Annotated in this window: 24 protein-coding genes; 8 read left to right on the top strand and 16 right to left on the bottom strand. The window is 56.8% G+C overall.

The window, feature by feature from the left end; translation table 11 throughout:
* Positions 1-52: 52 nt before the first annotated feature.
* Together OGM59_08160 and OGM59_08155 are read right to left on the bottom strand one after the other, a co-directional pair.
* Complete coding sequence (locus tag OGM59_08160) at positions 53-1531, bottom strand: DUF1846 domain-containing protein (GenBank protein ID UYI90671.1); 1479 nt, start codon at positions 1529-1531, stop codon at positions 53-55.
* Between the two features lie 129 nt (positions 1532-1660).
* A complete protein-coding gene (locus OGM59_08155) occupies positions 1661-2347 on the bottom strand; it encodes a helix-turn-helix domain-containing protein (protein ID UYI90670.1) in 687 nt (228 codons plus the stop codon).
* Positions 2348-2556: 209 nt separating this feature from the next.
* Between OGM59_08155 and OGM59_08150 the strand changes: the two genes are divergently transcribed.
* From OGM59_08150 to OGM59_08135, 4 genes are all read left to right on the top strand, one after another.
* A complete protein-coding gene (locus tag OGM59_08150; GenBank protein ID UYI90669.1) occupies positions 2557-3063 on the top strand; it encodes a cob(I)yrinic acid a,c-diamide adenosyltransferase in 507 nt (168 codons plus the stop codon).
* 89 nt (positions 3064-3152) lie between these two features.
* The gene (locus tag OGM59_08145) at positions 3153-4178 is read left to right on the top strand and encodes a DUF2804 domain-containing protein (GenBank protein ID UYI90668.1); all 1026 of its coding nucleotides are present in this window, start codon (positions 3153-3155) and stop codon (positions 4176-4178) included.
* A 14-nt stretch (positions 4179-4192) separates the two neighbouring features.
* Positions 4193-4672: a Cys-tRNA(Pro) deacylase gene (ybaK, locus tag OGM59_08140; protein UYI90667.1), complete on the top strand. Its 480-nt coding sequence runs from the start codon at positions 4193-4195 to the stop codon at positions 4670-4672.
* Between the two features lie 198 nt (positions 4673-4870).
* Positions 4871-6259 carry a fibronectin type III domain-containing protein gene (locus OGM59_08135; protein ID UYI90666.1) on the top strand — a complete coding sequence of 463 codons (1389 nt, stop codon included), beginning with the start codon at positions 4871-4873 and terminating at the stop codon, positions 6257-6259.
* A gap of 81 nt (positions 6260-6340) precedes the next feature.
* On the opposite strand, the gene OGM59_08130 is transcribed toward OGM59_08135, so the two are convergent.
* Positions 6341-7069, bottom strand: coding sequence for a hypothetical protein (locus OGM59_08130; GenBank protein ID UYI90665.1), 729 nt, complete (start codon positions 7067-7069; stop codon positions 6341-6343).
* A complete protein-coding gene (locus OGM59_08125; GenBank protein ID UYI90664.1) occupies positions 7066-7887 on the bottom strand; it encodes a RimK family alpha-L-glutamate ligase in 822 nt (273 codons plus the stop codon). Before OGM59_08125 ends, OGM59_08130 begins: the two co-directional genes overlap by 4 nt.
* Before the next feature lie 122 nt (positions 7888-8009).
* Here OGM59_08125 and OGM59_08120 point away from each other — a divergent pair, with 122 nt between their 5' ends.
* From OGM59_08120 to OGM59_08110, 3 genes are all read left to right on the top strand, one after another.
* Positions 8010-9185, top strand: coding sequence for a phosphoribosylaminoimidazolecarboxamide formyltransferase (locus OGM59_08120; protein ID UYI90663.1), 1176 nt, complete (start codon positions 8010-8012; stop codon positions 9183-9185).
* A gap of 44 nt (positions 9186-9229) precedes the next feature.
* Positions 9230-9964 carry a methyltransferase domain-containing protein gene (locus tag OGM59_08115; GenBank protein UYI90662.1) on the top strand — a complete coding sequence of 245 codons (735 nt, stop codon included), beginning with the start codon at positions 9230-9232 and terminating at the stop codon, positions 9962-9964.
* Positions 9965-10032: 68 nt separating this feature from the next.
* Positions 10033-10662 carry a helix-turn-helix domain-containing protein gene (locus OGM59_08110; protein UYI90661.1) on the top strand — a complete coding sequence of 210 codons (630 nt, stop codon included), beginning with the start codon at positions 10033-10035 and terminating at the stop codon, positions 10660-10662.
* A 157-nt stretch (positions 10663-10819) separates the two neighbouring features.
* Here the strand turns inward: OGM59_08110 and nrdG are convergent, their stop codons facing one another.
* The 11 genes from nrdG to OGM59_08055 form a co-directional block, all read right to left on the bottom strand.
* Positions 10820-11347 carry an anaerobic ribonucleoside-triphosphate reductase activating protein gene (gene nrdG, locus OGM59_08105; GenBank protein UYI90660.1) on the bottom strand — a complete coding sequence of 176 codons (528 nt, stop codon included), beginning with the start codon at positions 11345-11347 and terminating at the stop codon, positions 10820-10822.
* Position 11348: 1 nt separating this feature from the next.
* Positions 11349-13532, bottom strand: a complete 2184-nt coding sequence (nrdD, locus tag OGM59_08100; protein ID UYI90659.1) for an anaerobic ribonucleoside-triphosphate reductase — start codon at positions 13530-13532, stop codon at positions 11349-11351.
* Positions 13533-14133: 601 nt separating this feature from the next.
* Positions 14134-14736, bottom strand: coding sequence for a hypothetical protein (locus tag OGM59_08095; protein ID UYI90658.1), 603 nt, complete (start codon positions 14734-14736; stop codon positions 14134-14136).
* Between the two features lie 117 nt (positions 14737-14853).
* Positions 14854-15630 carry a tryptophan synthase subunit alpha gene (trpA, locus tag OGM59_08090; GenBank protein ID UYI90657.1) on the bottom strand — a complete coding sequence of 259 codons (777 nt, stop codon included), beginning with the start codon at positions 15628-15630 and terminating at the stop codon, positions 14854-14856.
* Complete coding sequence (trpB, locus tag OGM59_08085; protein UYI90656.1) at positions 15623-16807, bottom strand: tryptophan synthase subunit beta; 1185 nt, start codon at positions 16805-16807, stop codon at positions 15623-15625. The genes trpA and trpB overlap by 8 nt, the downstream gene beginning before the upstream one ends.
* Positions 16800-17387: a phosphoribosylanthranilate isomerase gene (locus tag OGM59_08080; GenBank protein UYI90655.1), complete on the bottom strand. Its 588-nt coding sequence runs from the start codon at positions 17385-17387 to the stop codon at positions 16800-16802. The genes trpB and OGM59_08080 overlap by 8 nt, the downstream gene beginning before the upstream one ends.
* Complete coding sequence (trpC, locus tag OGM59_08075) at positions 17384-18157, bottom strand: indole-3-glycerol phosphate synthase TrpC (protein ID UYI90654.1); 774 nt, start codon at positions 18155-18157, stop codon at positions 17384-17386. Before trpC ends, OGM59_08080 begins: the two co-directional genes overlap by 4 nt.
* Entirely contained in the window at positions 18154-19176 is a 1023-nt protein-coding gene (gene trpD / locus OGM59_08070) for an anthranilate phosphoribosyltransferase (GenBank protein ID UYI90653.1), read from the bottom strand. The genes trpC and trpD overlap by 4 nt, the downstream gene beginning before the upstream one ends.
* Positions 19177-19178: 2 nt before the next feature.
* Entirely contained in the window at positions 19179-19739 is a 561-nt protein-coding gene (locus OGM59_08065) for an aminodeoxychorismate/anthranilate synthase component II (GenBank protein UYI90652.1), read from the bottom strand.
* A complete protein-coding gene (locus OGM59_08060) occupies positions 19736-21205 on the bottom strand; it encodes a chorismate-binding protein (GenBank protein UYI90651.1) in 1470 nt (489 codons plus the stop codon). The genes OGM59_08065 and OGM59_08060 overlap by 4 nt, the downstream gene beginning before the upstream one ends.
* Positions 21206-21508: 303 nt before the next feature.
* The gene (locus tag OGM59_08055) at positions 21509-22360 is read right to left on the bottom strand and encodes an asparaginase domain-containing protein (protein UYI90650.1); all 852 of its coding nucleotides are present in this window, start codon (positions 22358-22360) and stop codon (positions 21509-21511) included.
* A gap of 108 nt (positions 22361-22468) precedes the next feature.
* On the opposite strand from OGM59_08055, the gene OGM59_08050 reads away from it, so the two are divergent.
* Positions 22469-23428, top strand: coding sequence for an L-lactate dehydrogenase (locus OGM59_08050; GenBank protein ID UYI90649.1), 960 nt, complete (start codon positions 22469-22471; stop codon positions 23426-23428).
* Positions 23429-23649: 221 nt separating this feature from the next.
* Here the strand turns inward: OGM59_08050 and OGM59_08045 are convergent, their stop codons facing one another.
* A complete protein-coding gene (locus tag OGM59_08045; protein ID UYI90648.1) occupies positions 23650-23850 on the bottom strand; it encodes a helix-turn-helix domain-containing protein in 201 nt (66 codons plus the stop codon).
* Between the last annotated feature and the right edge of the window lie 20 nt (positions 23851-23870).

The raw sequence follows: 23870 nt of genomic DNA, 5'->3' as shown, positions 1-23870 counted from the left end.
TGAAATCACCCTTTCTGTGTTGTAGTCTGTATATAAAATGATATTGGGTCGATCAGTAAATGACCTTTTTGTCGCTTTTTGCCGTGCAGGTCAGGTGCACGCCCAGCTTTTTCAGCGTGTTCTCATCCACGGAGGACAGCAGCACGGAACAGTGCACTTCGCAGTCCCGCAGCTTGCCCAGTTGTTCCAGCGCCAGGGCGGCATTGGGATCCGTCACCGCGCACATAGACAGGGCAATGAGCACCTCGTCCGTATGCAGCCGAGGGTTGTGGCTGCCCAGGTGGCGGGTCTTTAGCGCCTGGATAGGACGGATCACCTGCGGCGAGATCAGCAACGTTTCGTCCGGAATACCGCCCAGGTGCTTTAAGGCGTTGAGCAGCATAGCGCTGGCGCAGCCCAGCAGCTCGGTGGTTTTGCCGGTGATCAAATCGCCGTTTTCCAGTTCAATGGCGGCGCAGGGCGTGCCGGTGTTTGCCGCAGTCCGGGTTGCAGCTGCCGCGCAGGCCCGATCGTCGGTATTCAGTCCCGCCTGACCCAGTAGCAGCTCTAATTTATAAATTTCGTCGCTGCATTCCTTGCCGCGCAGCGCGTTGCAGCAGGCGGTAAAGTAGCGGCGCAGAATTTCCTCTTTGGCGGCGGTGCAGACGGCGTCGTCATCCACAATGCAGTTGCCGGCCATATTGACTCCCATATCCGTGGGGGACTGGTAGGGGCAGGTACCATAGATCTTTTCAAATGTGGCTTTCAGCACCGGAAAGATCTCCACATCCCGGTTGTAGTTCACCGTGGTCTGGCCGTAGGCCTCCAGGTGCCAGGGGTCGATCATATTTACATCCCCCAGGTCCGCGGTGGCAGCCTCATAGGCCAGGTTCACCGGGTGGTTCAGAGGAATGTTCCAGATGGGGAAGGTCTCAAATTTTGCGTACCCGGCCTTAATGCCCCGCCGATTCTCATGGTACAGCTGGGACAGGCAGGTGGCCATCTTGCCGCTGCCCGGACCGGGGGCGGTGATGATTACCAGGGAGCGCCGGGTCTCAATATAATCATTTTTGCCATAGCCGGCGTCGCTGACGATCTTGCTGATGCTGGCCGGGTAGCCGTCGATCAGATAGTGGTGGTACACCGCCACGCCTGCCGCCTGCAGCCGGGCCTCAAAGGCGTCCAGCTTGGGTGAGGGGGCGTACTTGGTGAGTACCGCTGAGCTGACGGTCAGCCCCTTGGAACGGAACGCCTCGATCAGCCGCAGGGTGTCTATATCATAGGTAATGCCCAGATCGCCACGCACTTTGTCTTTCTCAATATCCTGGGCGCTGACTACAATGACGATCTCCGCCTGGTCCTTTAGCTGCAGCAGCATTTGCAGCTTGCTGTCCGGCTGAAAGCCCGGCAGTACCCGGCTGGCGTGGTAGTCGTCAAACAGCTTGCCGCCGAATTCCAGATACAGCTTGCCGCCGAATTCGGCAATCCGCTCCCGAATACGACCGGATTGCATCTCTAAATATTTTTGATTGTCAAAACCTACTTTTTTCATAATCCCTCTACTTACGCACGAACATTAAAATAAGAAAAACGGCTGTACGCCTGTACAACCGTCTGTACTTATACATTATACTGGAAAGTGCCCGCCAAATCAATAGCCAGTTCTATTTTTTTGACAAAATCAGTCTTTCTCTGCGATGGGATGGCTTTTTTCTGCCTGCAGCTTTTTGCAGTCCACCGCCAGTCGCCAAACCCACAGCCCCACAGCTACCGCCAGCAGCACGATGAATACCGCCATGCCCGGTCGGGTGTAAGCGTGGAGAAAGCGCAGTACGGTAAAGAGGGGGAACAGACCGGCACCTGCCAGCGCCGCCAGAGCCTCTATCCGGTTGGCTGTGTTCAGGTGTTGCATCTCCGTGCGGTAGCGCACCAGCCCGATGAGAAAAACCATGGCTCCCACCACCAGCACAAAGGCCAGCACCAGCAGGTAAATCTCAATAAACATATAAAAGGGCTTGACCCAAAACAGCCGCACCTCGGTGATCAGCCCGATCACGCTGCCCGCCACCAACAGCGCTCCGGCCACGATCTTGGCCACCTGGTAGCGGCCTTGGGCACGGCGGGCTTCTGCGGCGCTGACGCTTTGCTGAATCTGCGCCGGTACTTCGCCGGTGAGCAGCTCGTCAATGGTGATGTCCAGGGCAGCAGCCAGTCCCGGCAGCAGCGAAATATCCGGAAAGCCGTCGCCGTTCTCCCACTTGGAGACGGTGCGGTTGCTAACCTGCAACTGGGCCGCCAGTTGCATTTGGGTCAGCCCCAGCGCCTTGCGGTGGGTGCTGATGGTGCGCCCAATCTCTTTTGCGTCCATATCTGCGGTGCGGGGACCGTTGGTTCCCGCTCTCCTTTCCCTTGTTTACGGTTTTATTGTAGCAGAAAGGGAGAATCTTTGCAACAGGCGGACGGTGGAAGTTGTCCACGCTCCGTGGAACTGCAATTTTTTTGGCTTTATACCGCGGCTTTTCTTTACATAGTCCCGGGTGCGGGTTATACTGGTAACAGAAAGACGGTGGTGGCAAAATGGTACAGCTTTATTACGGTGACGGCAAGGGCAAGACCACGGCGGCGGTGGGCGCAGCAGTGCGCGCGGCAGGTGCCGGGAAGTCGGTGCTCTTTGTATCGTTTTATAAGGATGGCTCCTCGTGCGAGGTGGCGGCGCTGGAGCGGCTGGGGGTGCAATGCCTGTTCCCCCGGGAGCAGTTCCAAATGTTTTGCCCGGTGACGGCAGAGAAGCAGGCGGCCTTGGCAGCGGATTATGCCCGGCTGCTAACGGAGATTGACGCGGTGGCGGCGGATTGCTTTTTGGTGGTGCTGGACGAGGGGGCAGATGCCTTTGCCGGTGATCTGCTGCCTCGGCAAGCGGTGCTGGACCTTTTGCAGCGCCATGGCAAGGACCGCGAAATCATCTTGACCGGCCACAGCCTGCCGGCGGACTTGGCGCCCTTGTGCGATTATGTTACCCGTATGACCAAGGAACGCCACCCCTTTGATACCGGCGCGCCGGCACGGCGGGGGATCGAATACTGAATACCCGTTGCAAATGGCTGCCGTTTGTGGTAGGATGATATTGTTGACCGAACCATACACTTTTTTGCATTATGAAGGGGGATTCATTTATGCGCAACCATGAGGTAACCACCATCCAGCCGCTGCTGGGACCGGATGGGATTTTGCAGGAGCCGGGTTGGTCTCGGCGGCCGTTGCAGCTGTACAGTCGGGCGGATATTAAAAAGCGCCCCACCCGCATTAAGGAGTGGGACTACTATTCGGTGCTGTCGCCCTCCGGGGACTTTGGCGTGTGCTTTACCCTGTCGGATGATGGGTACATTGGCTTGCAGTCCGTGACTTTTTTGGACTTTAAGCATGCCTTTGAGCACACGGAGACCATTTTGAACGCCTTTCCCATGGGTAAGCTGCACATGCCCACCGTGTCCTCCGGCGGCAGTATCCGCTACTGCGACAAAAAGCTGGGTATGCAGTTTAATTTGGATTTTGAGCAGCGGGAGATCAAGTGCCACTTTAAGAATTTCTATAACGGCAAGCCCCTGCGGGCGCAGATCTTCTTAGAGGACCCACTCCAGGACTCCATGGTGATCGCCACGCCCTGGCTGGAGGACCCGCACGCGTTCTACTATAATCAAAAGATCAATTGTATGCGTGCCCGGGGCAAGGTGGAGTTTGACGGCAGAATTTATACCTTTGACCCGGCTACGGACTACGGCGCTTTGGACTGGGGTCGCGGCGTGTGGACCTATGACAACACCTGGTACTGGGGCTCCGGCTCCGGCACGGTGGACGGTCACCGCTTTGGCTTTAATATCGGTTACGGCTTTGGCGACACCTCCGCCGCCTCGGAGAATATTTTGTTCTACGACGGGGTGGGGCATAAGCTGGACGATGTAACCTTCCTGATCAGCGATAATTACACAGATCCCTGGAAGTTTACTTCCTCGGACGGTCGGTTTGAGATGGACTTTGTGCCCATTATCGACCGGGCGGCGCTGCTGGATGTGAAGCTGATCTGCTCCGACCAGCACCAGGTGTTTGGCCGCATGAGCGGCACCGCCGTGCTGGACGATGGCACCAAGGTGGTGCTGAAGGACTTCCTTTGCTTTGCAGAGAAAGTGCATAATAAGTATTAAGAAAGTGACAGAAGATGGCAAAAAAGGAACTGAAAACCAATGTAATGCGGGTGCTGGACAGCAAAAAGCTGGCCTATAACCACTATACCTATGATAATTCTACCGTGAACGGCGTGGAGGTGGCACGGCTGCTGGGCCAGGAACCGGACCGAGTGTTTAAGACCTTGGTGACCCGGGGCAAAAGCGGCGGCTTCTTTGTGTTTATGGTGCCGGTGGCGGAAGAACTGTATCTGAAAAAGGCGGCTCGCGCCTGCGGCGAAAAGGCGGTAGAAATGCTGCCCCAAAAAGAGCTGCTGCCCCGCACCGGCTATGTGCACGGCGGCTGCTCGCCCATTGGGATGAAAAAGCAGTTCCCCACCTATATCCACCAAACGGCGGCGGATTATGACACCATCTTCTTCTCTGCCGGGCGCGTGGGCGCCCAGGTGGAGTTGCCCCTGTCTGCTCTGCAACAGGCTCTGCCTGTCACCCCGGCGGATATTATTAAAGCATAAATCAGCAAAAAGCCCTTGCTTCGCAGTTGCAAAGCAAGGGCCTTTTTATGCCCTCTGTAAAGGAGGCGTTTAGCACACGGAAAAGTCTGCATTTTTTTCAAATAATCTGTTAAGTGTACGCTGTCGGCGTATAGCTTTTGATAGGGTGTTTACCTATAATAGAGGTGCAAAATACAATTTCTGTTGGAGGTCAAGAATATGAAAAGAGTGCTTAGCTTGGCGCTGTCTCTGGTGATGCTCTTGAGCGTTACCGGCGGACTGGGCCTTACGGCGTATGCGGGGGACACCTATTATGAAACGGAGGATAATGACTATTACACCTCTGCAGATTATGTGCCGGTGAATTCTACCATTTATGGTGCGTGTAAAGAATATGATTCTGATTGGTATAAGTTCACCTTATCTTCTCCTGCCAAGGTGAATGTGCAGTTCTCTTTTAATCGTGCAGATGCAGATGGAGATTGGAATGTGTCTCTACATAAATATGATGGTAACGGAGAATATACTCGTTTAGATTATAAAGATGTCAATGTGTATGACGGAAGTTATACTTTCTCCTCAGAAGGACTGCCCGCTGGGACATATTTTGTAGAGGTTTATGGCTATAATTCTGCATGCAATCGACAGTATAGTGTAACGCCCAAGTGCACTTATGTGTCAAACTGGGAAACGGAATTCAATGACTATTATACTTCGGCGGATCCTCTTTCTATAGGAACAACACGCTATGGTGTCTGCCGGGAATATGACAATGATTGGTACAAGTTTATTCTGAATTCCTCTTCCAGTGTTTCAGTGACATTTACACATACCAAGGCAAGCGCTGATGGAGATTGGAATGTATATTTGTACAAATACAAAGGCGATGGAGAATACGCTCAAGTGGCTTATAAGAATGTTTGTGTCAGCGATGGTAACTATACATTTCCGACTCAGGGACTATCTGCAGGAACTTATTTTATACAGGTTTATGGTTACAATTCCGCCCTTGGTCGCCAGTATGGCGTGACCGTGAACTACTCTGTCGGCAAGCCGGGCAAATTCCGGGTGAGCAGTCGGGGCAGCAATTCGCTGAAACTGGCGTGGAACAAACCGGCCGGTGCCACCGGCTACCAGTTGCAGCGCAAGAGCGGCAACAGCTATAAGGCCCTGGCAACGGTAAAAGGCACTTCTTATACCCATAAGAGCCTAAGCGCCGGTGCCGGTTACACCTACCGGGTACGGGCATACCGCACAGTGGGCGGCAAGAATTATTACAGCGGTTGGGCGTATATGACCGCTTATACCAAGCCGGCCACACCCAATTTGACCGGTCTGAGTGCCACTAAGAGCGGCCATAAGATCAAGGCCACCTGGAAGAAAGTGGGCGGCTCTGCCAGCGGCTACCAAATCTATTGGGCCAAGGACAAGAACTTTAAGAAAATGGTGTCCAAGACCACCGTGTCCGGGCAGAAGAAAACCAGCTATACCGGCAAGAACTTCACCAAGGGCAAACGCTATTATGTGAAGGTGCGCGCTTATAAGACGGTGAAGGGCAACAAGATTTACGGTGCTTGGTCTAATGTGCGCAATGTAAAGGCAAAATAATCCGTTTTTAAAACGACAAATCAATCCCACAGATTGGGATGGAAAAGCAAAGACCTCGCCGGTGGCGGGGTCTTTTGTAGGTTACAGGCAATTTTGGATATAGCGGCAATAATCGGCCAGGGGGTCCAGGGAGGTCAGGTCGTAGAGCATACGGGCGCCCACGGTATCCTCCAACTCATTAAAGACCCAACGGCCTTGGTGGCGCACAAAGTCGATGGCGTAGTAATCCGCCTGCACCAAGGCGGCGATGTCGCGCACCTGCGCCCGTTCTGCCGGAGAGAGGGGATAGACCGCAGCGCTGCCCCCCAGGCAATAATTGGAGCGAAAGTCTGTGGCGGAGCGGCGCAGGCAGGCGGCGTAGATTTCGCCTCCCAGCAGCCACACCCGCAGGTCCTGCCCGGGGGTATCTGCCACCGCCTGATAGACCAGGTTGCCGTCCTGTGGCGGCACCGGCTCGCCGGACCGGATCAGGCGCACGCCCTGCCCGCCGTGGCCGTCCTTTGGCTTCACCACCATAGGCGGCTCCGTTTGGTCGATGGGTAAGATCTCCACGCCCTTTGCCGCCATAAAGCGGTAGCAGGCGTCCTTATCGTTGGCCAGGGCGCAAAAGGCTGCCGGGTTAAACACCCGCACGCCCTGCGACTCAAATCGCCGGGCCACCGCCGGGTCGTTGGTACGGTTGATGACAAAATCCGCCGGGCCGTTGTAATCCGGGGTGTGCAGTTCCGCGCCCAGCAGCGTGTGGAATTTAGTTACAGAAAATGTGTTGCGCCGTGCCTCCTCCGGCGAATACAGCACCACGCCGCTCATTGCAGCGCCTCCTGAATGGCTCGGAACAGCAGGGGCGCTGTGTCAATGCCGGTGCACTTTTTCAAATTTACCAAATGGGCGTTGGAATTGACCTCGCACACGGTGCCGTCGTCCAGCAGATCCACCCCGCCGAATAGCAGCCCCAGCTTTTCCGTTGCGGCCAGCGCCAGCGTTTCCTCCTCCCGGGTGGGGGTGTAGGGACGCATTTGGCCGCCGTTGGTAATATTGGCCCGGAAGTCCGCCGGGTTGTACCGCTCCATGGCGGCTACGCACCGGCCGCCGATCACCTCGATCCGCTTGTCGTGTCCGGCGCTCTCTTTGCAGAATTTTTGCAGCAGGAAGGGGCGGGCGGTAATATGACGCTCGATCTCTTCCTTGCTATGGCACAGAAACACCTGGGCGCCAAAGGAGCCGTAGCATTCCTTAAACACCAGCGGCAGCCCCAGGTGCTCTATGGCCCCGTCAATAAACGGAGAAAAATTGTTGTCCTCAAAATAAGTTATGGGTGCCACCATGGTCTCCGGCTGGGGCACGGTGCAAAGCAGGGTTTGGTAGGTCAGCGCCTTGTTGTCGCACAAGGCAATGGCCTTGGCGCTGTTAAACACCGGCAGCTCCTGCTGTTCCAAGGCGTGGGCCAACGACACATCCTTGTCCCAAAACAGTACAAAGTCTGCTTTGGGCACAGCCAGACGCAGCTCCAAATTGGAGTAGATTTTTAGATCGATCCCGCAGGCTTTGGCGCCGGCAAGCAGCAGTTTGTCCTGCTGGGTATATTTTTCGCTGTGCAAAAAGGCGTTGATGGCTAAAATTCCCGTCATTTTGTTACATCTCCATAGGTAAATTGGCAGTAATATTGTAGCATTGAGCATTGCTTTTTGCAATGCAAGGGTGTAAAATATTGCTATCATCTCGGCACGACCGGGTATAAAGGAGAATGGCTATGACGGAGTACAAACTGAAATACGGTTGCAACCCGAACCAAAACCCTGCGCGCATTCACATGGACGGGCAGGCGCTGCCCTTTCAGATCCTGAACGGTGCAGCGGGCTACATCAATCTTTTAGACGCATTCAATTCCTGGCAGCTGGTGCGGGAATTAAAGGCGGCCACCGGGCTGCCCAGCGCCGCTTCCTTTAAGCATGTTTCTCCCGCCGGTGCGGCGGTGGCGAAGCCCTTGACGGCAGCGGACCGCCAGGTGTGCTTTGTGCCGGAGGGGCTGGAGCTGAGCCCCATTGCCCAGGCGTATGTGCGCGCTCGCGGCTGCGATCGGGTGTCCTCCTTTGGCGACTTCGCCGCCCTTAGCGACGAGTGCGATGCCTCTGTGGCCCAGTTCCTGGTAAAGGAAGTGTCCGACGGCATTATCGCGCCTTCTTACAGCGACGAGGCGCTGGAGATTTTGAAGAAAAAGCGCCGTGGCAACTATCTGATCATCCAGATGGACCCGAACTATGTGCCCCAGGAGACGGAGACCAAGCAGGTGTTTGGTATTAAATTTGAGCAAAAGCGCAACGATGCCAAGATCTCCATGGATCTGTTCAACGAACTGCCCACGAAGATAGACACCTTGCCGGAGAGCGCCAAGATCGACCTGCTCATCAGCATGATTACCCTAAAATATACCCAGTCCAACAGCGTGTGCTATGCCAAGGACGGCCAGACCATCGGCGTTGGCGCCGGGCAGCAGAGCCGAATCCACTGCACCCGCCTGGCCGGCAACAAGGCAGACAACTGGTGGCTGCGAAATAGTGAAAAAGTGCGCACTTTGCCCTTCATTGACGGCATTCGCAAGTGCGAGGCAGACAACGCCATTGACCTGTATATCAGCCCGGAGAGCGATAAGCTGCTGGCAGACGGCGTATGGCAGCGGTACTTTACGGAGAAGCCGGCGCCCTTTACTGCGGAGGAAAAGGCAGCTTGGCACAAAGAACTCACCGGCGTGAGCCTGGGCTCTGACGCGTTCTTCCCCTTTGAGGATAACATTGAGCGTGCGGCAGAGAGCGGCGTGCAGTACATTGCCCAGCCCGGCGGCTCTGTGCGGGACGGCGATGTGATCGCCTGCTGTGACGACTTCGGTATGGCCATGGCCATGACCGGTATTCGTCTGTTCCATCACTAATGAAAGAGCAAGTGCTTGTGTGCCCCGTCTGCGGCGGGGCACTTTTGCGTACAGAACGGCAGTACACTTGCCCGGCGGGCCACAGCTTCGATGTGGCAAAAGAGGGGTATGTGAACCTGCTTTGCACCTCTAAATCTGCGGATAAAATGGGCGACAGTAAAGAGAGCGCCGCTGCTCGTCATGCCTTTTTGGAGCGTGGGTACTACGGCTGCCTGAAGGAGGCGCTGACGCCGCTGTTGCATGGCAATGTGCTGGATATTTGCTGCGGTGAGGGGTACTATGACAGCGTGCCTGCCGACGGTGCGCTTTACGGCTTTGATTTGTCTAAGACGATGGTGCGCCTGGCGGCTAAGCGAAAGAACGGCGGCCAATACTTTGTGGCGAATTTGGCTCGTATGCCGGTGGCAGAGGGTAGCATTGATACGGCACTGCATTTGTTTGCGCCCTTTCACGATCGCGCGTTTGCTCGGGTGTTGGCGCCCGGCGGGCGGCTGTACAGCGTGACCCCCGGTGCGCACCATTTGTGGCAGATCAAAGAGACGGTGTACGATCGGCCTTATCCCAATGACGAGATCGTGCCGAAAAGTCCGCTCCTGGAGATGGAACGGCAATTCCGGGTGGCGCAGGAAGTGCAGATCCCCGCGCCGGATTTGCAAACCCTGTTTGCCATGACCCCTTATTATTATCGTACCGCACCGACGCTGCGCCAGCGGTTGGATGCAATAGAACAGCTGCCGGTGACCTTGGACTTTTTGGTGACGGTGTACAAAAAAAGATGACCCGTCTTGCAAAGGGGTAGAATTTTTGGTAAAATAAACAGAACAACACAGTGAAGGAGTACGGCCTCATGGATCTGAAAACAGCAAATCGCCTGCAACAACTGCGCAAGGAGAACGGTTACAGCCAGGACGCCTTGGCGGAGAAATTGGGGCTAAGCCGCCAGGCAATCTCCAAGTGGGAGCGTGGCGAGTCCTCACCGGATACAGACAATTTAATTGCATTGGCCGAGCTGTATCACATGACGCTGGACCAGTTGTTAGGTGGCGAGCCGTCTTTGCTGACGCCGCCGCAGCCTTCTCCCCGCCAGGCCGCTGCTGTGGCGCAGCCGGCAGAGCAGCCGAAAACGAAAGAGAAGCGCCACGCCCTTCACGGTAAACTGGGCAAGAGCCTGTTTAAGTTCCCGTTCCCGGCAGTGGTGGCTATTGTGTATGTGGCTTTGGGGCTGACCGTTGGCTGGCACCCTACCTGGCTGGTCTTTCTGCTGATCCCCATTTACTATCATTTTGCCGGCGCTTGTATGACCAAGAGCCAAAAGGCCTTTATGATGGCACAGCCGATTCCGGAAGTCATCATCACCGTGTTTCTGGTACTGGGTGTTTGTGCAAAGTTGTGGCACCCGGCCTGGGTGCTGTTTCTAATCATTCCGGTGTACTACTGGCTGGTGGCCGTGTATGTGAAAAAGCCCAAGAAAAAATAAGATAGGCAATACAAAAACCGCCCCTGCGGTCCGTTTCGGATCACAGGGGCGGTTTCGTTTATTGATTTGGCGGCGAAAGCCGTAGGGCGGGCATGATCCCTTTTGGGATTATGCAGGCGGTAGATTGCCTTTCATATAGATTCGAATACCAATCGCTTTATTCCAAATACAGCACCGGCTCGCCGGTCGTAAGGGTAGCGGGTAGGTCCAGCACACGCTGATTTTTGGACCCGCGAAAGGCCAGGGTAATATCTGCCAGTTCTTCCTCATACCGTCCGTCCACCAATATGTTGATCAGTCCCAGCAACTCCCGGGTATGGGGGGTGCAGGCGCGGCATTCGCCGCTTTTGCCCAGCAATTCTTCTAAGGTAAAGCCGGTGTAGCACCACACGGTCTTGCCCGGTAAGGCGGTGCGGAACCGACGAAGAAATGCCAGCAGCGGCGCTTGATTTTCCGGCTCAAAGGGCTCGCCCCCCAGCAGGGACAGGCCGCTGATCCAGCGGGGACGGGTGGCCTCAATGATATCGTCCTCCACCGCTTGGTCAAAGGGCTTGCCGTACAGAAAGTCCCAGGTGACGGCGTTAAAGCAGTTTTTGCACCGATTGCGACAGCCGGAAACAAACAGAGAGGTGCGCACGCCCTCTCCGTTTGCAATGTCATTTTTTTTAATCTCTGCGTAATTCATCTTATAAGTGCAGGACCCGGTCCTTGATCTCCTGGGTACGGCCCTGGTTCCAATACTGGGTGCCGATGTAACCGCAGGTGCGGCGGGCCACATTCATCTTGTCCTGATCGGTGTTGCCGCAGTTGGGGCACTGCCAGATCAGCTTGCCGTCCGCATTTTCTACGATCTTGATTTCACCGTCGTAGCCGCAGCACTGGCAGTAGTCGCTCTTGGTGTTCAGCTCGGCGTACATAATATTGTCATAGATATACTGCATCACCTGGAGCACCGCCGGAATGTTCTGCTGCATATTGGGCACCTCCACATAGCTGATGGCGCCGCCGGGGGACAGCCGCTGGAACTCGCTTTCAAATTTCAGCTTGGTAAAGGCGTCGATGGGCTCGGACACGTGCACATGGTAGCTGTTGGTGATGTAATTCTTGTCTGTTACGCCCTTGATGATACCAAAGCGCTTTTGCAGGCACTTGGCAAATTTGTAAGTGGTGGACTCCAGCGGGGTGCCGTAGATGGAGAAGTCAATGTTTTCCTGCTTTTTCCACTTGTCGCAGGCGTCGTTCAAGTGCTGCATCACGGACAGGGCAAAGGCCTTGCCGCCGCCCTCATCGTCCGTATGACTCTTGCCGGTCATATAGCGGGTGCACTCATACAGCCCTGCATAGCCCAGGCTGATGGTGGAGTAGCCGCCGTACAGCAGCTTGTCGATCTTCTCGCCCTTTTCCAGGCGAGCCAGTGCGCCGTACTGCCACAGAATGGGCGCCGCGTCGGACAGGGTGCCCTTCAGTCGATTGTGGCGGCACATCAGCGCCCGGTAGCACAGCTCCAGCCGCTCGTCAAAGATCTTCCAAAACTTGTCCATATCCCCGCCGGAGGAGCAGGCAATGTCTACCAGGTTCAGAGTTACAACGCCCTGGTTGAACCGGCCGTAATATTTGGGCTTGTTGGTCTTGGGGTCTATATACGGGGTCAGGAAGCTGCGGCAGCCCATGCAGGTGTAGCAGTGGCCTTCTCCGTTTTTATCCACCTTATATTCCAGCATTTTCTTTTCGCTGATATAGTCCGGTACCATGCGCTTGGCGGTGCACTTGGCGGCCAGCTCGGTCAGGTACCAGTAGGGGGCGCCCTCATGGATATTGTCCTCCTCCAGCACATAGATCAGCTTGGGGAAGGCGGGGGTGATCCACACGCCCTTTTCGTTCTTCACGCCCTGGATCCGCTGGCGCAGCGTCTCCTCAATGATCATGGCCAGGTCGGCCTTTTCCTGGGCATTCTTGGCCTCGCCCAGGTACATAAACACGGTCACAAAGGGTGCTTGGCCGTTGGTGGTCAGCAGGGTGACCACCTGGTACTGAATGGTCTGCACACCACGACGGATTTCGTCCCGCAGGCGCTCCTCGGCGATCTTGTTGATCTGTTCTTGATCGGCAGTGGCGCCGAAGGCCTCAGCCTCTTTTTGTACAGAAGCGCGGATCTTTTCCCGACTGATCTGCACAAAGGGCGCCAAGTGAGCCAGGCTGATGGACTGGCCGCCGTACTGGGAGGAGGCTACCTGGGCTATAATCTGGGTGGCGATGTTGCAGGCGGTGGAGAAGCTGTGGGGCTTCTCAATCATGGTGCCGCTGATCACGGTACCGTTTTGCAGCATATCCTCCAGGTTCACCAGGTCGCAGTTGTGCATATGCTGGGCAAAGTAGTCGCTGTCATGGAAGTGAATAATGCCCGCCTCGTGAGCCTCCACAATATCCTGGGGCAACAAAATGCGCTTGGTGATGTCCTTAGACACCTCGCCGGCCATATAGTCCCGCTGCACGCTGTTCACGGTGGGGTTCTTGTTGGAGTTTTCCTGCTTGACCTCCTCGTTGTTGCACTCAATGAGGGAGAGAATCTGGTTGTCGGTGGTGTTGGCCTTGCGGATCAGGGAGCGGGTGTAGCGGTAGCGCACATAGCGCCGGGCCACCTCAAAGGCACCCTGTGCCATGATTTGGTCCTCCACAATGTCCTGAATTTCCTCTACGGACAAGGCCCGGTTGGCCTTTACCGTCTTGAATTCCACATACTCGGCGATCTCCTGAATTTGCGATGCGGTCAGCTCCTGCTTCTCACAGGCGGCGTTGGCTTTGGTGACGGCTACTACGATTTTGTTCAGGTCAAAATCCACTTCGCTGCCGTTTCTCTTGATGATCTTCATACCATATCCCCTTTTCTCAAACTTATTACAAAAAGATTACAAATCTCGTTCGCAAGCGTGGTTCTATTGTAGCACGCACAGGTGCGCTTGTCAATATGCAAAACCACAATATATTGGGTTTTATTTTGACAATATGGCACAAAATACGGATATATAGATATTGGACAATTGGCGCAAAATGGGTCTGAAAACGGCGAAAACGCCCGCCGTTATGCGAAAAAAGGTTACAAACCGGTACCTGTGGGCATAAAAAATGCCCCAAGATCTTGGGGCAGAAGGGTGATAATCCCTCAGTCAGCTGCGCTGACAGCACCTAACCGGTGCCCGTCCCCTCTGTCGCTGTGCGACATCTCCCCGCACTGCGGGGAGTCACCCTTTACAAGGGAGCCTAAAAAGATGAAACCGATATGCCTCCCTTGTAAAGGGAGGTGGCGACGCCGTTAGGCGTCGACGGAGGGATTGTTGTGTTTGCCATGAGAATAAAAAATGCGGGCGGATGCTATCCGCCCCTACGGTATTGTGGGGTCCCAAAAAGGTTTATCGTAGGGGCGGCAATCTGCCGCCCGCGGGGTTTTGTTATGAAAAATATACGGTATTTGGCTTATCCCACCCGGGCGCTTTGCAGCAGGGCGGCGTCGGCGGGGGAAAGGGCGGCCTGTTTTTCGGCTTTATACAGGGTCAGCAGCAACAGGTTGTCCCCGGCGGGCAGGGCGTAGCAATAGGCATACCAGCTGCCGGTCTCCGTGGGCAGGTCGCTCATAATATAGGTATAGCGGGTGCCGCTCGGCAGCGTGCCGGTGCCTTTTTCTTTATATTCCACGCCGTTGTAGTCTTTGTTCAGCTCCAGGTTGTCAAAGGCGGTCTGGTCTTTGGCGGGCACGATTACGCCTACCAGCTCCGCATATTTGCTGCCGTTTTGGTACAGGATGGTGTCTTGGGCGGTCAGGTCCGCCGTTAGATTCAGGGTTACCGACAGGTGTTCTTTGTCTTGGTATTTGGCGGGGGTGTAGGCGTCCCAGTCCTGGGTCTGCATCACCGGTGCTTGCAGGGTGACCGGCGTGGTGGGCGCAGCGGTGGGCTCTGCCGTGGCAGCCTCTGTGGTGGGGGTTGTGGGTGTTTCGTTCTTGTCGGCACAGCCGGTAAACCCGAAAAGCAGGGCGGCCGTCAGCAGCAAGGGCAGAATGAATTTTGCGGATTTTTGCATAGATGCACACCTCATTTCCTCTTTGCCCTCATTGTAGCGGATTTTGCCGGGAATTGCAAGCAAAAAGGACGGCCGCGCACCGGCGGTCGTCCTTTTCTGTGTTACATATAGGTTTTGTTATTTCGCAAGGGCGGCTTTCATCTCTGCCACATAGGCGCCCACTTTTGCCGGGGCGTCCTTGCCGTACTTGGCCACCAGCTCCACAATGCCGGAGCCGACGATCACCCCGTCGGCAAATTGGCCCATTTGGGCGGCCTGCTCCGGGGTGTGAATGCCAAAGCCCACGGCCACCGGCACATCGCTTACCCGGTGGGCCAGCTCCGTTACGGCGGCCACATCGGTCTCGATCTTGCTGCGGGTGCCGGTTACCCCCATGGAGGACACCTGGTACAGGAAACCCTCTGCCTCCTTGGCGATCATCATCACCCGCTCGTGGCTGGTGGGCGCTACCAAAGAGATCACAGCAATGCCGTACTTTTTGGCAATATCGGACAGCTCGTGCTTTTCTTCATACGGCAGGTCCGGCACGATCACGCCGGAGATTCCGCTGTCCGCTGCCCGCCGGCAAAACCGATCGTAGCCATACCGGAACAGCACATTCAGGTAGGTCATAAACACCAAGGGAATGTCCATTTGGGCAGATACCTCTGCCACCAGGTCAAACACCTTGTCCGTGGTGACCCCCTGTGCCAGGGCGCGAATGTTGGCCTCCTGGATTACCGGCCCCTCGGCAATGGGATCGGAGAAGGGAATGCCCACCTCAATCAGATCGCAGCCGTTCTTTGCCATTTCTAAGAGAATTTGGCGGCTGGTGTCCAGGTCCGGGTCACCGGCGGTGACAAAACCGATAAATGCCTTTTTGTTTTCAAATGCAGACGCAATATTCTTATTCATGTAAATCGACCCCCCTGTATCTTGCAATGGCGGCCACATCCTTATCGCCGCGGCCGGACAAATTCACGATCATAATCTGGTCCTTATCCATCTTAGGCGCCAGCTCCATGGCGTAGGCCACCGCGTGGGCGGACTCAATGGCGCAGATAATGCCCTCGGTGCGGGCAATGTACTCAAAGGCATCTACCGCTTGGTCGTCGGTGACAGGCACATATTGGGCACGGCCAATGTCGTGCAGATAGGCGTGCTCCGGCCCAACACCCGGGTAGTCCAGCCCGGCGCTGATGGAGTACACCGGCGCAATCTGGCCAAACTCGTTTTGGCAGAAGTAGGACTTCATACCGTGGAACACACCCTCGCTGCCGCAGGTCATGGTGGCGGCGTTCATGGCAGTGTCCACCCCCTTACCGGCAGCCTCGCAGCCGATCAGCTGCACACCCTCGTCCGGGATGAACTCATGGAAGATACCCATGGCGTTGGAGCCGCCGCCTACGCAGGCCAGCACCGCGTCCGGCAGCCGCCCCTCTTTTTCCAAAATTTGCTGGCGTGCTTCTCTGCCGATGACGCTTTGGAAGTCACGAACGATCATGGGATAGGGGTGGGGACCCATCACAGAGCCCAGCACATACAGCGTATCGTCTACCCGGCTGACCCACTCCCGCATGGCCTCGTTTACTGCGTCTTTTAAGGTGCGGGTGCCGCTCTTTACCGGGTGCACCTTAGCCCCCAGCAGCTCCATACGGTAGCAGTTCAGCGCCTGACGAATCGTGTCTTCCTCGCCCATAAAGACCTCGCACTCCAGCCCCATCAGCGCAGCGGCGGTGGCGGTGGCTACGCCGTGCTGACCGGCGCCGGTCTCGGCGATCACCCGGGTCTTGCCCAAGCGCTTGGCCAGCAGGCACTGACCCAGTACATTGTTGATTTTGTGGGAGCCGGTGTGGTTCAGGTCCTCGCGCTTTAAGTAGATCTTGGCACCGCCCAGGTCCTTTGTCATTTTCTCTGCATAGTACAGCAGGCTGGGACGACCGGCGTATTCCCGGTTCAGGGTGTCCAGCTCGACGCAAAAGTCCGGGTCGTTTTTGTAATGCTCGTATGCTTTTTCTAAATTTTCGATTTCGTGCATCAGGGTCTCGGGAATGTATTGCCCGCCGTGAATGCCGTATCTGCCTTTACTCATGGTGTACGCTCCTTACCAGTTTTTGCATTTTGTTTTTATCTTTCACGCCGTTTGTCTCTGCGGCGGAGCTAAGATCTACGCCGTAGGGAGAAAAGGCGGCAATGGTTTCTGTCATATTTTCTGTGTTTAGTCCCCCGGCCAGGAAAAACGGTCGGTCACAAGGGGGGATCTGTCGGTCTTTGGGGGCAATGCCATCGCCCCGCCCGCTGTCAAACAGCAGGTAGTCTACCGGATAGCTGCCCGGTGGCGCCGGTTGGTCCTCGCCGGTGACAAAGACCTTGATTTTTTTCGCCCCGTGGATGGCGGCGCAGTCTGCCGGACTTTCCTGGCCGTGAAACTGGACTGCATCGATGGCCCCGCAGTCTACGCAGGCTTGAATGTATGCCGGCGTTGCGTTGACAAACACCCCCACCGGCACAATGCCCGGGTCCAGCTGCGCCCGCAGAGCCAGCGCCTGTTCTTTGGTTATGCTGCGGCGATAGCCGGGAGAGAGAATAAAGCCGATATAGTCCGGACGGCTCTCGTTGGCGGCGGCAATGTCTGCCGGGGTGCGCAGGCCGCAAATTTTGATCCTGGTCATCTCAGCAGGGCCTCCACCGCTGCCCGTCGGTTCGGGGCGCGCATCAGCGCCTCGCCGATCAGAGCGGCGTCCGTGCCGTTTTGGCGCAGCACTTCTATATCCGCCGGGGTGGTAATGCCGCTTTCGGACACAAAGCGAATCCCCGCCGGCACCAGTGCACGGTAGCGGCTGCTGTTGTGCACATCTACGGTAAAGTCCTTTAAGTTTCGATTGTTGACCCCGATCACCCGGGCGCCGGCAGCCAGCGCGCTGGCGATTTCTCGGTCGTCGTGGGCCTCCACCAGGGCGGACAGCCCCAGGGTGTCGCAAATTTCAATATAGCGGCGCAGGGTGTCCGTGTCCAGCAGGGCACAGATCAGCAGCACCGCCCCGGCGCCCAGCACCTTGGCCTCATAGATTTGGTAATCATAAAGGGTAAAGTCCTTACGCAGCACGGGAATGGGCACTGCCGCTGCAATCTCTTGCAGGTAGCGGTCGTTTCCCAGAAAGTAGTCCGGCTCCGTCAGGCAACTGATGGCAGCAGCTCCGGCGGCTGCGTAGTCCCGGGCAATGTCCAGGTAGGGGAAGTCCGGGCTGATGAGGCCCTTGGAGGGACTGGCCTTTTTCACTTCACAGATCAGGCTGACCCCCGGTGTCTCCAGCGCCCGCTCAAAGGCAAAGTTCCCTTTGGGCAGCGCCAGGGCACGGCTTTTTACAATGTCTAACGGCGTATCGGTCATCCGCCGGGCATAGCGTGCCCGGGTGGCGTCTGCCAGTCGGTCTAAGATCATTGGTCGTCCTCTTCATTGGTTATGCGGATAAAGGCTTGCAGCTTTTTGTAAGCGCTGCCGTCGTCGATCACATCCTGTGCCTTTTGCATAGCGTCTTTCAGGCTCAGGCCGTCAATGGCCACATAGATGGCCGCACCGGCGTTTAGCACGGCGGCGGTGCGCTGCGCAGGGGTGGACTTGCCCAGCAAAATATTCTTGGTGATTTCTGCGTTTTCCAGTGCGGTGCCGCCTACCAGGTCGGCCTTGGTGCAGCGGGTCAGGCCAAAGTCCTCCGGCTTTACGGTGTAGCGCTCCACCTTGCCGTGGCGCAGCTCCGCCACCTCGGTCTCGCCGCAGGCGGAGATCTCGTCCAGTCCGTCCTCGCCAAAGACCACCAGGGCGTCGGTGACCCCCAGCTGGTTCAGAGCGGCGGCGATTTTGTCTACATAATCGGCGTTGAACACGCCCAGCACCATGCGGGTGGCGTGGGCCGGGTTGGTCAGCGGACCCAGCACATTAAAAATGGTGCGAATGCCCAGTTCCCGGCGTACCGGCGCCACATATTTCATGGCGCTGTGGTACTTTTGGGCGAACATGAAGCAGATGTTCTCCTCCCGCAGGGCACGCTCCATCGTCTCTTTGCTGGCGTTGATGTTGACGCCCAGCGCCTCCAGACAGTCGGCAGCGCCGCTCCTGGAGGAGGCGGCCCGGTTGCCGTGCTTAGCAATGCGTACCCCGGCGGCTGCGGCAATAATGCCGGCGGTGGTGGAGATGTTGAAGCTGCCGGATTTGTCGCCGCCGGTGCCTACAATGTCCAGAATGTCACCGTCGCTGTCCAGGGGCAGCGCCTTGGAGCGCATGGACTCGGCGGCCCCGGCGATTTCTTCGTCCGTTTCACCCTTGATGGACAGGGCGGTGAGGAAGGAGGCGATCAGCGCCGGGCTGGCCTGACCGGTCATAATTTCGTCTACGCTTTCTTTCACCTGGTCGTAGGTTAGGTTTTCTGCCTGCATCAGCTTTTCAATGGCTTCTTTGATCATGTTTATCCCTCCAAAAAGTTGCGGATCAGTTGCAGGCCGTCCGGGGTCATCACCGACTCCGGGTGGAACTGCACACCGTAAATTTCATATTCTTTATGCTGCACCGCCATAATTTCGCCGTCCGGCGCCGTAGCGGTCACTTCCAGGCAGTCCGGCAGGTCCGTGGCTGCCAGGCTGTGGTAGCGGGCCACGGTCATGGGACTGCTGAGTCCGGCAAACAGGCCGTCGGGGCAGGTGATCGTCATGTTGCATTCCCGGCCGTGCATCAGTTCCTTGGCGTAGGTAATGCGCCCACCAAAGGCCTCGCAAATGGCCTGGTGCCCCAGGCATACCCCCAGCATTTTGCACTTGCCTGCCAGGGCCGGGATCAATTCCTCGCACACCCCGGCGTCTGCCGGTCGGCCCGGTCCGGGGGAGAGGATCACCGCTGTGGGGTGCAGCGCCTCAATCTCCGCTACGGTTAAGTCGTCGTTGCGGATCACCTGCACCTGCGGGTCCAGGCTGCCTACATATTGATACAGATTGTAGGCAAAGGAGTCGTAATTATCAATCAGTAGGGTCATTGGGCGTCACCTGCGCTTTCTCGTACCGCCTGTACCACAGCCATAGCTTTGTTGATACACTCGGTGTGTTCTTTCTCCGGCACGGAGTCGGCCACGATCCCGGCACCGGAGCGAATGTACACGATCCCGTCCTTCTTATAGGCAATGCGAATGGAGATACAGGTGTCCATATTACCGGTCAGGTCAATGTAGCCGATGGCACCGCCGTAAATGCCCCGCTTGCTGCCCTCCAGCTCATCAATAATCTGCATGGCGCGGAACTTGGGCGCCCCGCTAAGGGTTCCGGCAGGGAGCACCGCCTCAATGGCGTCCAGCGCGGTCTTGCCCGGCGCCAGCTGCCCCTCCACCTCAGATCCGATGTGCATCACATGGCTGAATTTCAGTATTCTGTGGTAAGCGCTGACTTTTACGGAGCCAAAGGCGCTGACCCGGCCCAGGTCGTTGCGCCCCAGGTCCACCAGCATATTGTGCTCGCTTAGTTCCTTTTTGTCTTGCAGCAGTCCGGCCTCCAGCGCCGCGTCCTCTGCGGGGGTCTTGCCCCGGGGGCGGGTGCCGGCCAGTGGGTAGGTAAACAGCTTGCCGTCGGTGAGTTTGACCAGTGTTTCCGGCGAGGCACCGGCGATCTCAATATCGTCGGACGAAAAGTAGAACATATAGGGAGAGGGATTTTGCCGCCGCAGAATTTGGTAGGCGTCAAACAGGCTGCCCTCCATTTTGGCGCTTAGGCTGTTCGACAGCACCACCTGGAAAATATCGCCCTCCCGGATATAGCCCTTGGCTTTCTCCACCATCGCGGTGTAAGCGGCCTGGTCAAACTGGGGGGCAAAGTCCGCTTGCAGCCGTGCTTTCGGCGGGCAGGGGGCTGACGGACTGTCTGTGACCAGGCGGCACATGATCTCCAGCTCCTTTTGCCCTCTGCGATACCCGGCCTCCGGATCGCGGGTATTCATATTGAAAATGAGAATGATTTCCTCTTTCACATGGTCAAAGGCAATGACCTTGTCAAAGAGCATCAGGTCCACATCGTTAAAGTTGCCGTCCTCTGCGGCGGTCAGCTCCAGCCGCGGCTCGCTGTATTTGGCATAGTCGTAGGCAAAGTAGCCCACCAGACCGCCGGTAAAGGTGGGCAGCTCCCGCAGTCGGGGGCTTTTGTGCCGCTCCAGCAGGGCAGCAATATGGGGCTTTGGACTGCCGGTAAAGGTGCGCGAGCCGTTCTCGTCAATGACGGTGCCTTTGCCGTCCTTGCAGTGGATCTCCGCCTGGGGATCAAAGCCCAGGAAGGTGTACCGCCCGGAGCTTTCCTTGTCTTCGCAGGACTCCAGCATATAGCAGTGGCGGCTGACGGTCTTTAGCTTTTGCAGCACCTGCGTGGGGGTCACCGTGGCCGGCAGGGTGGTGCTCAAGGGCACGGTGTTGTACTTCTCGGCCAACCACAAAATCTGCGCTTTCGTGGGTTTCAATTCCATTCTACTGCTCCTTTCGGTGTTCACAGAGCCGGTAGAAAATAAAAAAACCTTGGCAGTCAAAAAGACTGCCAAGGACGAATAACTTGATTCGCGGTGCCACCTTGGTTTACGGTGCGAAAGCACGCATACGCTCTGCGAGATACCATCATATCTCCGGCCACTGACGCAGGCCATCTCGTCACGGAATACTGGGCAAATTGCCGTTCACCGTGCCCTCAGCGGTCCATTTAATGCGCTGCATTTCCACCCCATTCCCAGCAACAGGGGCTCTCTGTGGGCGCACGGTGCATTTTTATCTCCGCCTCATCGGTTTTCATTCACTTGTAGAGTCATTGTATCAAAGTCCCGCCCGTTTGTCAATAACAATTTTGCAAAGGCGCTCTCCGGGGTGGTGCTTGTCCATACGCCCGGCAGGTGAGCGGCGGTTACATAGGCGGCAGCGGGCTTTGGGGTCACAAAGAAACAGGGTACGCCGGCTTCCTTGCAGCGATGGGCAAATGCGGTCGCCGGCTCCGGTACGGTGGCACTGTGGTACATGCGGTGGAGCACCGCATCCACGCCGGTCAGATCAAAGGCACCGTAGTCTATGCCCGGGTGGGGCGTGATTTGCAAAATGCGGCGCCGGTGGAACGCCGGGGCCTGGACCGGCACAAAGGGCACCGATGCGTGGTGGAACCGATCGTTGCAGTCCGCCTCGGTGGTGGCCCAGGCCGGATGCAGTCCGTCGTAGGCAATTTGCACACCGTCTTTGGCACCGCTTAGTAAATATTGCACCGCCAGGTCCAGGTTGGGCAGGGCGTTGCTGTCCGGTGCCTCCGGCGGGGTGCCCGCGGCCACCAGCGCCAGCGGCTTGTCCGGCAGCAGGTGGGCCAGCAGCGCGGCTGTGTAGGTGAGGGTGTCGCTGCCGTGGAGCAGCACCACGCCCCGGCAAGCGCTGTAATCGATCCCCTGCATATAGGTGCAAAGCTGCTCCAGGTACGCCAGGTCGGCATGCTCGGAAAAGCGGTCAAAGGCCGCTCGGCCGATCAGATCTACCCCCGCCGGGGGCGTATATAGGTTTAGAATCTTCAGCGGTGCGTCCGCCGTAATGGTGGAACCGGCCTTGGCGCCGATGGTGCCGCCGGTGCCGATCACCAGGATTTTTTGTTTCGTCATAGGATCACCGCTTTTATTATGGCACAAATATCGCCCGGTTACAAGCGGGCTTTACAAATGACTGGGCGGGGAGTACAATAGATATAGAATTTGTTCGAGGTGAGCGTTATGGATAAGCGAAAAGTTGTGATCATCGGCGCCGGGCATGTAGGCTCCCACTGCGCCATGGCTTTGGCCTTTGGCGGCGTGTGCGAGGAGATCGTGCTGCTGGATACGGATTTGGAGAAAGCCCGCGCCAACGCCATGGATGTGGCAGACGCCTGCTTGTTCACGCCCGGCAGTTGCACCGTGCATGTGGGGAATTATGATGACTGCAAAACGGCGGATATTATTGTTATTTCCGTGGGTCAGCCCCGCAAGCCCGGGCAAACGCGGCTGGACATGCTGGACGACTCGGTGCGTATGCTCCGGGATGTGTGCAGCCACTTAAAGCCGCTGGATTATCAGGGCATTGTGATTACCATTACGAACCCGGCGGATATCATTGCGGATTTTACCCGCAAATCCCTGGGGCTGCCCCGGGAACGGTGCTTCTCTACCGGCACACTTTTGGATACCGCCCGGCTGAAGCGCACCATCAGCGAGCTGGCCGGTGTGGATCGCCGCAGCCTGACTACCTGCTCCTTGGGCGAGCACGGCAATTCCTCGCTGATTCCCTTCTCCTCCACCACCATCGGCGGTCGGGATTATACCGCCCTGCGCCGGCAGGATCCGGTGCGCTACGGCAAGCTGGATGAGGATCTGATTTTGGAGCGCACCCGCCAGATCGGCAACGAGATCATTGAAGGCAAAGGCTCCACGGAATTCGGCATCGGCGCAGCGCTGGCGGATATGGTCAAGTGTATTCTCCGGGACGAGCACCGGGTGCTGCCTGCTTCCGTGCTGTTGCAAGGGGAGTACGGTCAGCAAGATCTGCACGCCGGTGTGCCCTGTGTCATCGGCAGGGACGGCATTGAGGATATTATCGAGCTTCCCTTGAACGCTGCGGAACAGCAGGCGTTTGAGGAGACCTGCACCGTAATTCGCACCCACATTGCCCGCGCCGCCAAGGTGGCTGCCGAGGCGTGATGTTTGCGGTGGGGAATGGCTCTCCACTCTACGATTAACCGAGTTTGCGGCGGGAGCAAGCCCCCGCCCTACGGGGTAGGGGCGGATATCATCCGCCCGCAAAATCCATCAGTCGCGCAGCGACAGAGGGGACGGGCACCGGTTAGGCGGTGGAGGGATTGCAGGCAGATGTCACCATGCTGTATATAAATAAAAAGCAGGACCATTCTTACGGTCTTGCTTTATTTTTTGTCCGTGAGGTAGAGAATGTAGTCGGCGCTTACCTGATAAAAGGCGGCCAGCCGACAGATCAGCTCGTCGGTTAGGGGCTGTACTTCTCGTTCCAAATAACTGTATTTGCGCTGCGTAATGTCCAAGGCTGCAGCCACCTGCTCCTGCGTCAGATCGTGGTCGGTGCGCAGGTCTTTTATGCGTGTTTTCACATCATCACCCAACCACAGTA

This window comes from Oscillospiraceae bacterium (assembly GCA_025757685.1).
Lineage (GTDB): Bacteria > Bacillota > Clostridia > Oscillospirales > Acutalibacteraceae > CAG-217.
This window is presented reverse-complemented; position numbering and strand designations above follow the sequence as displayed.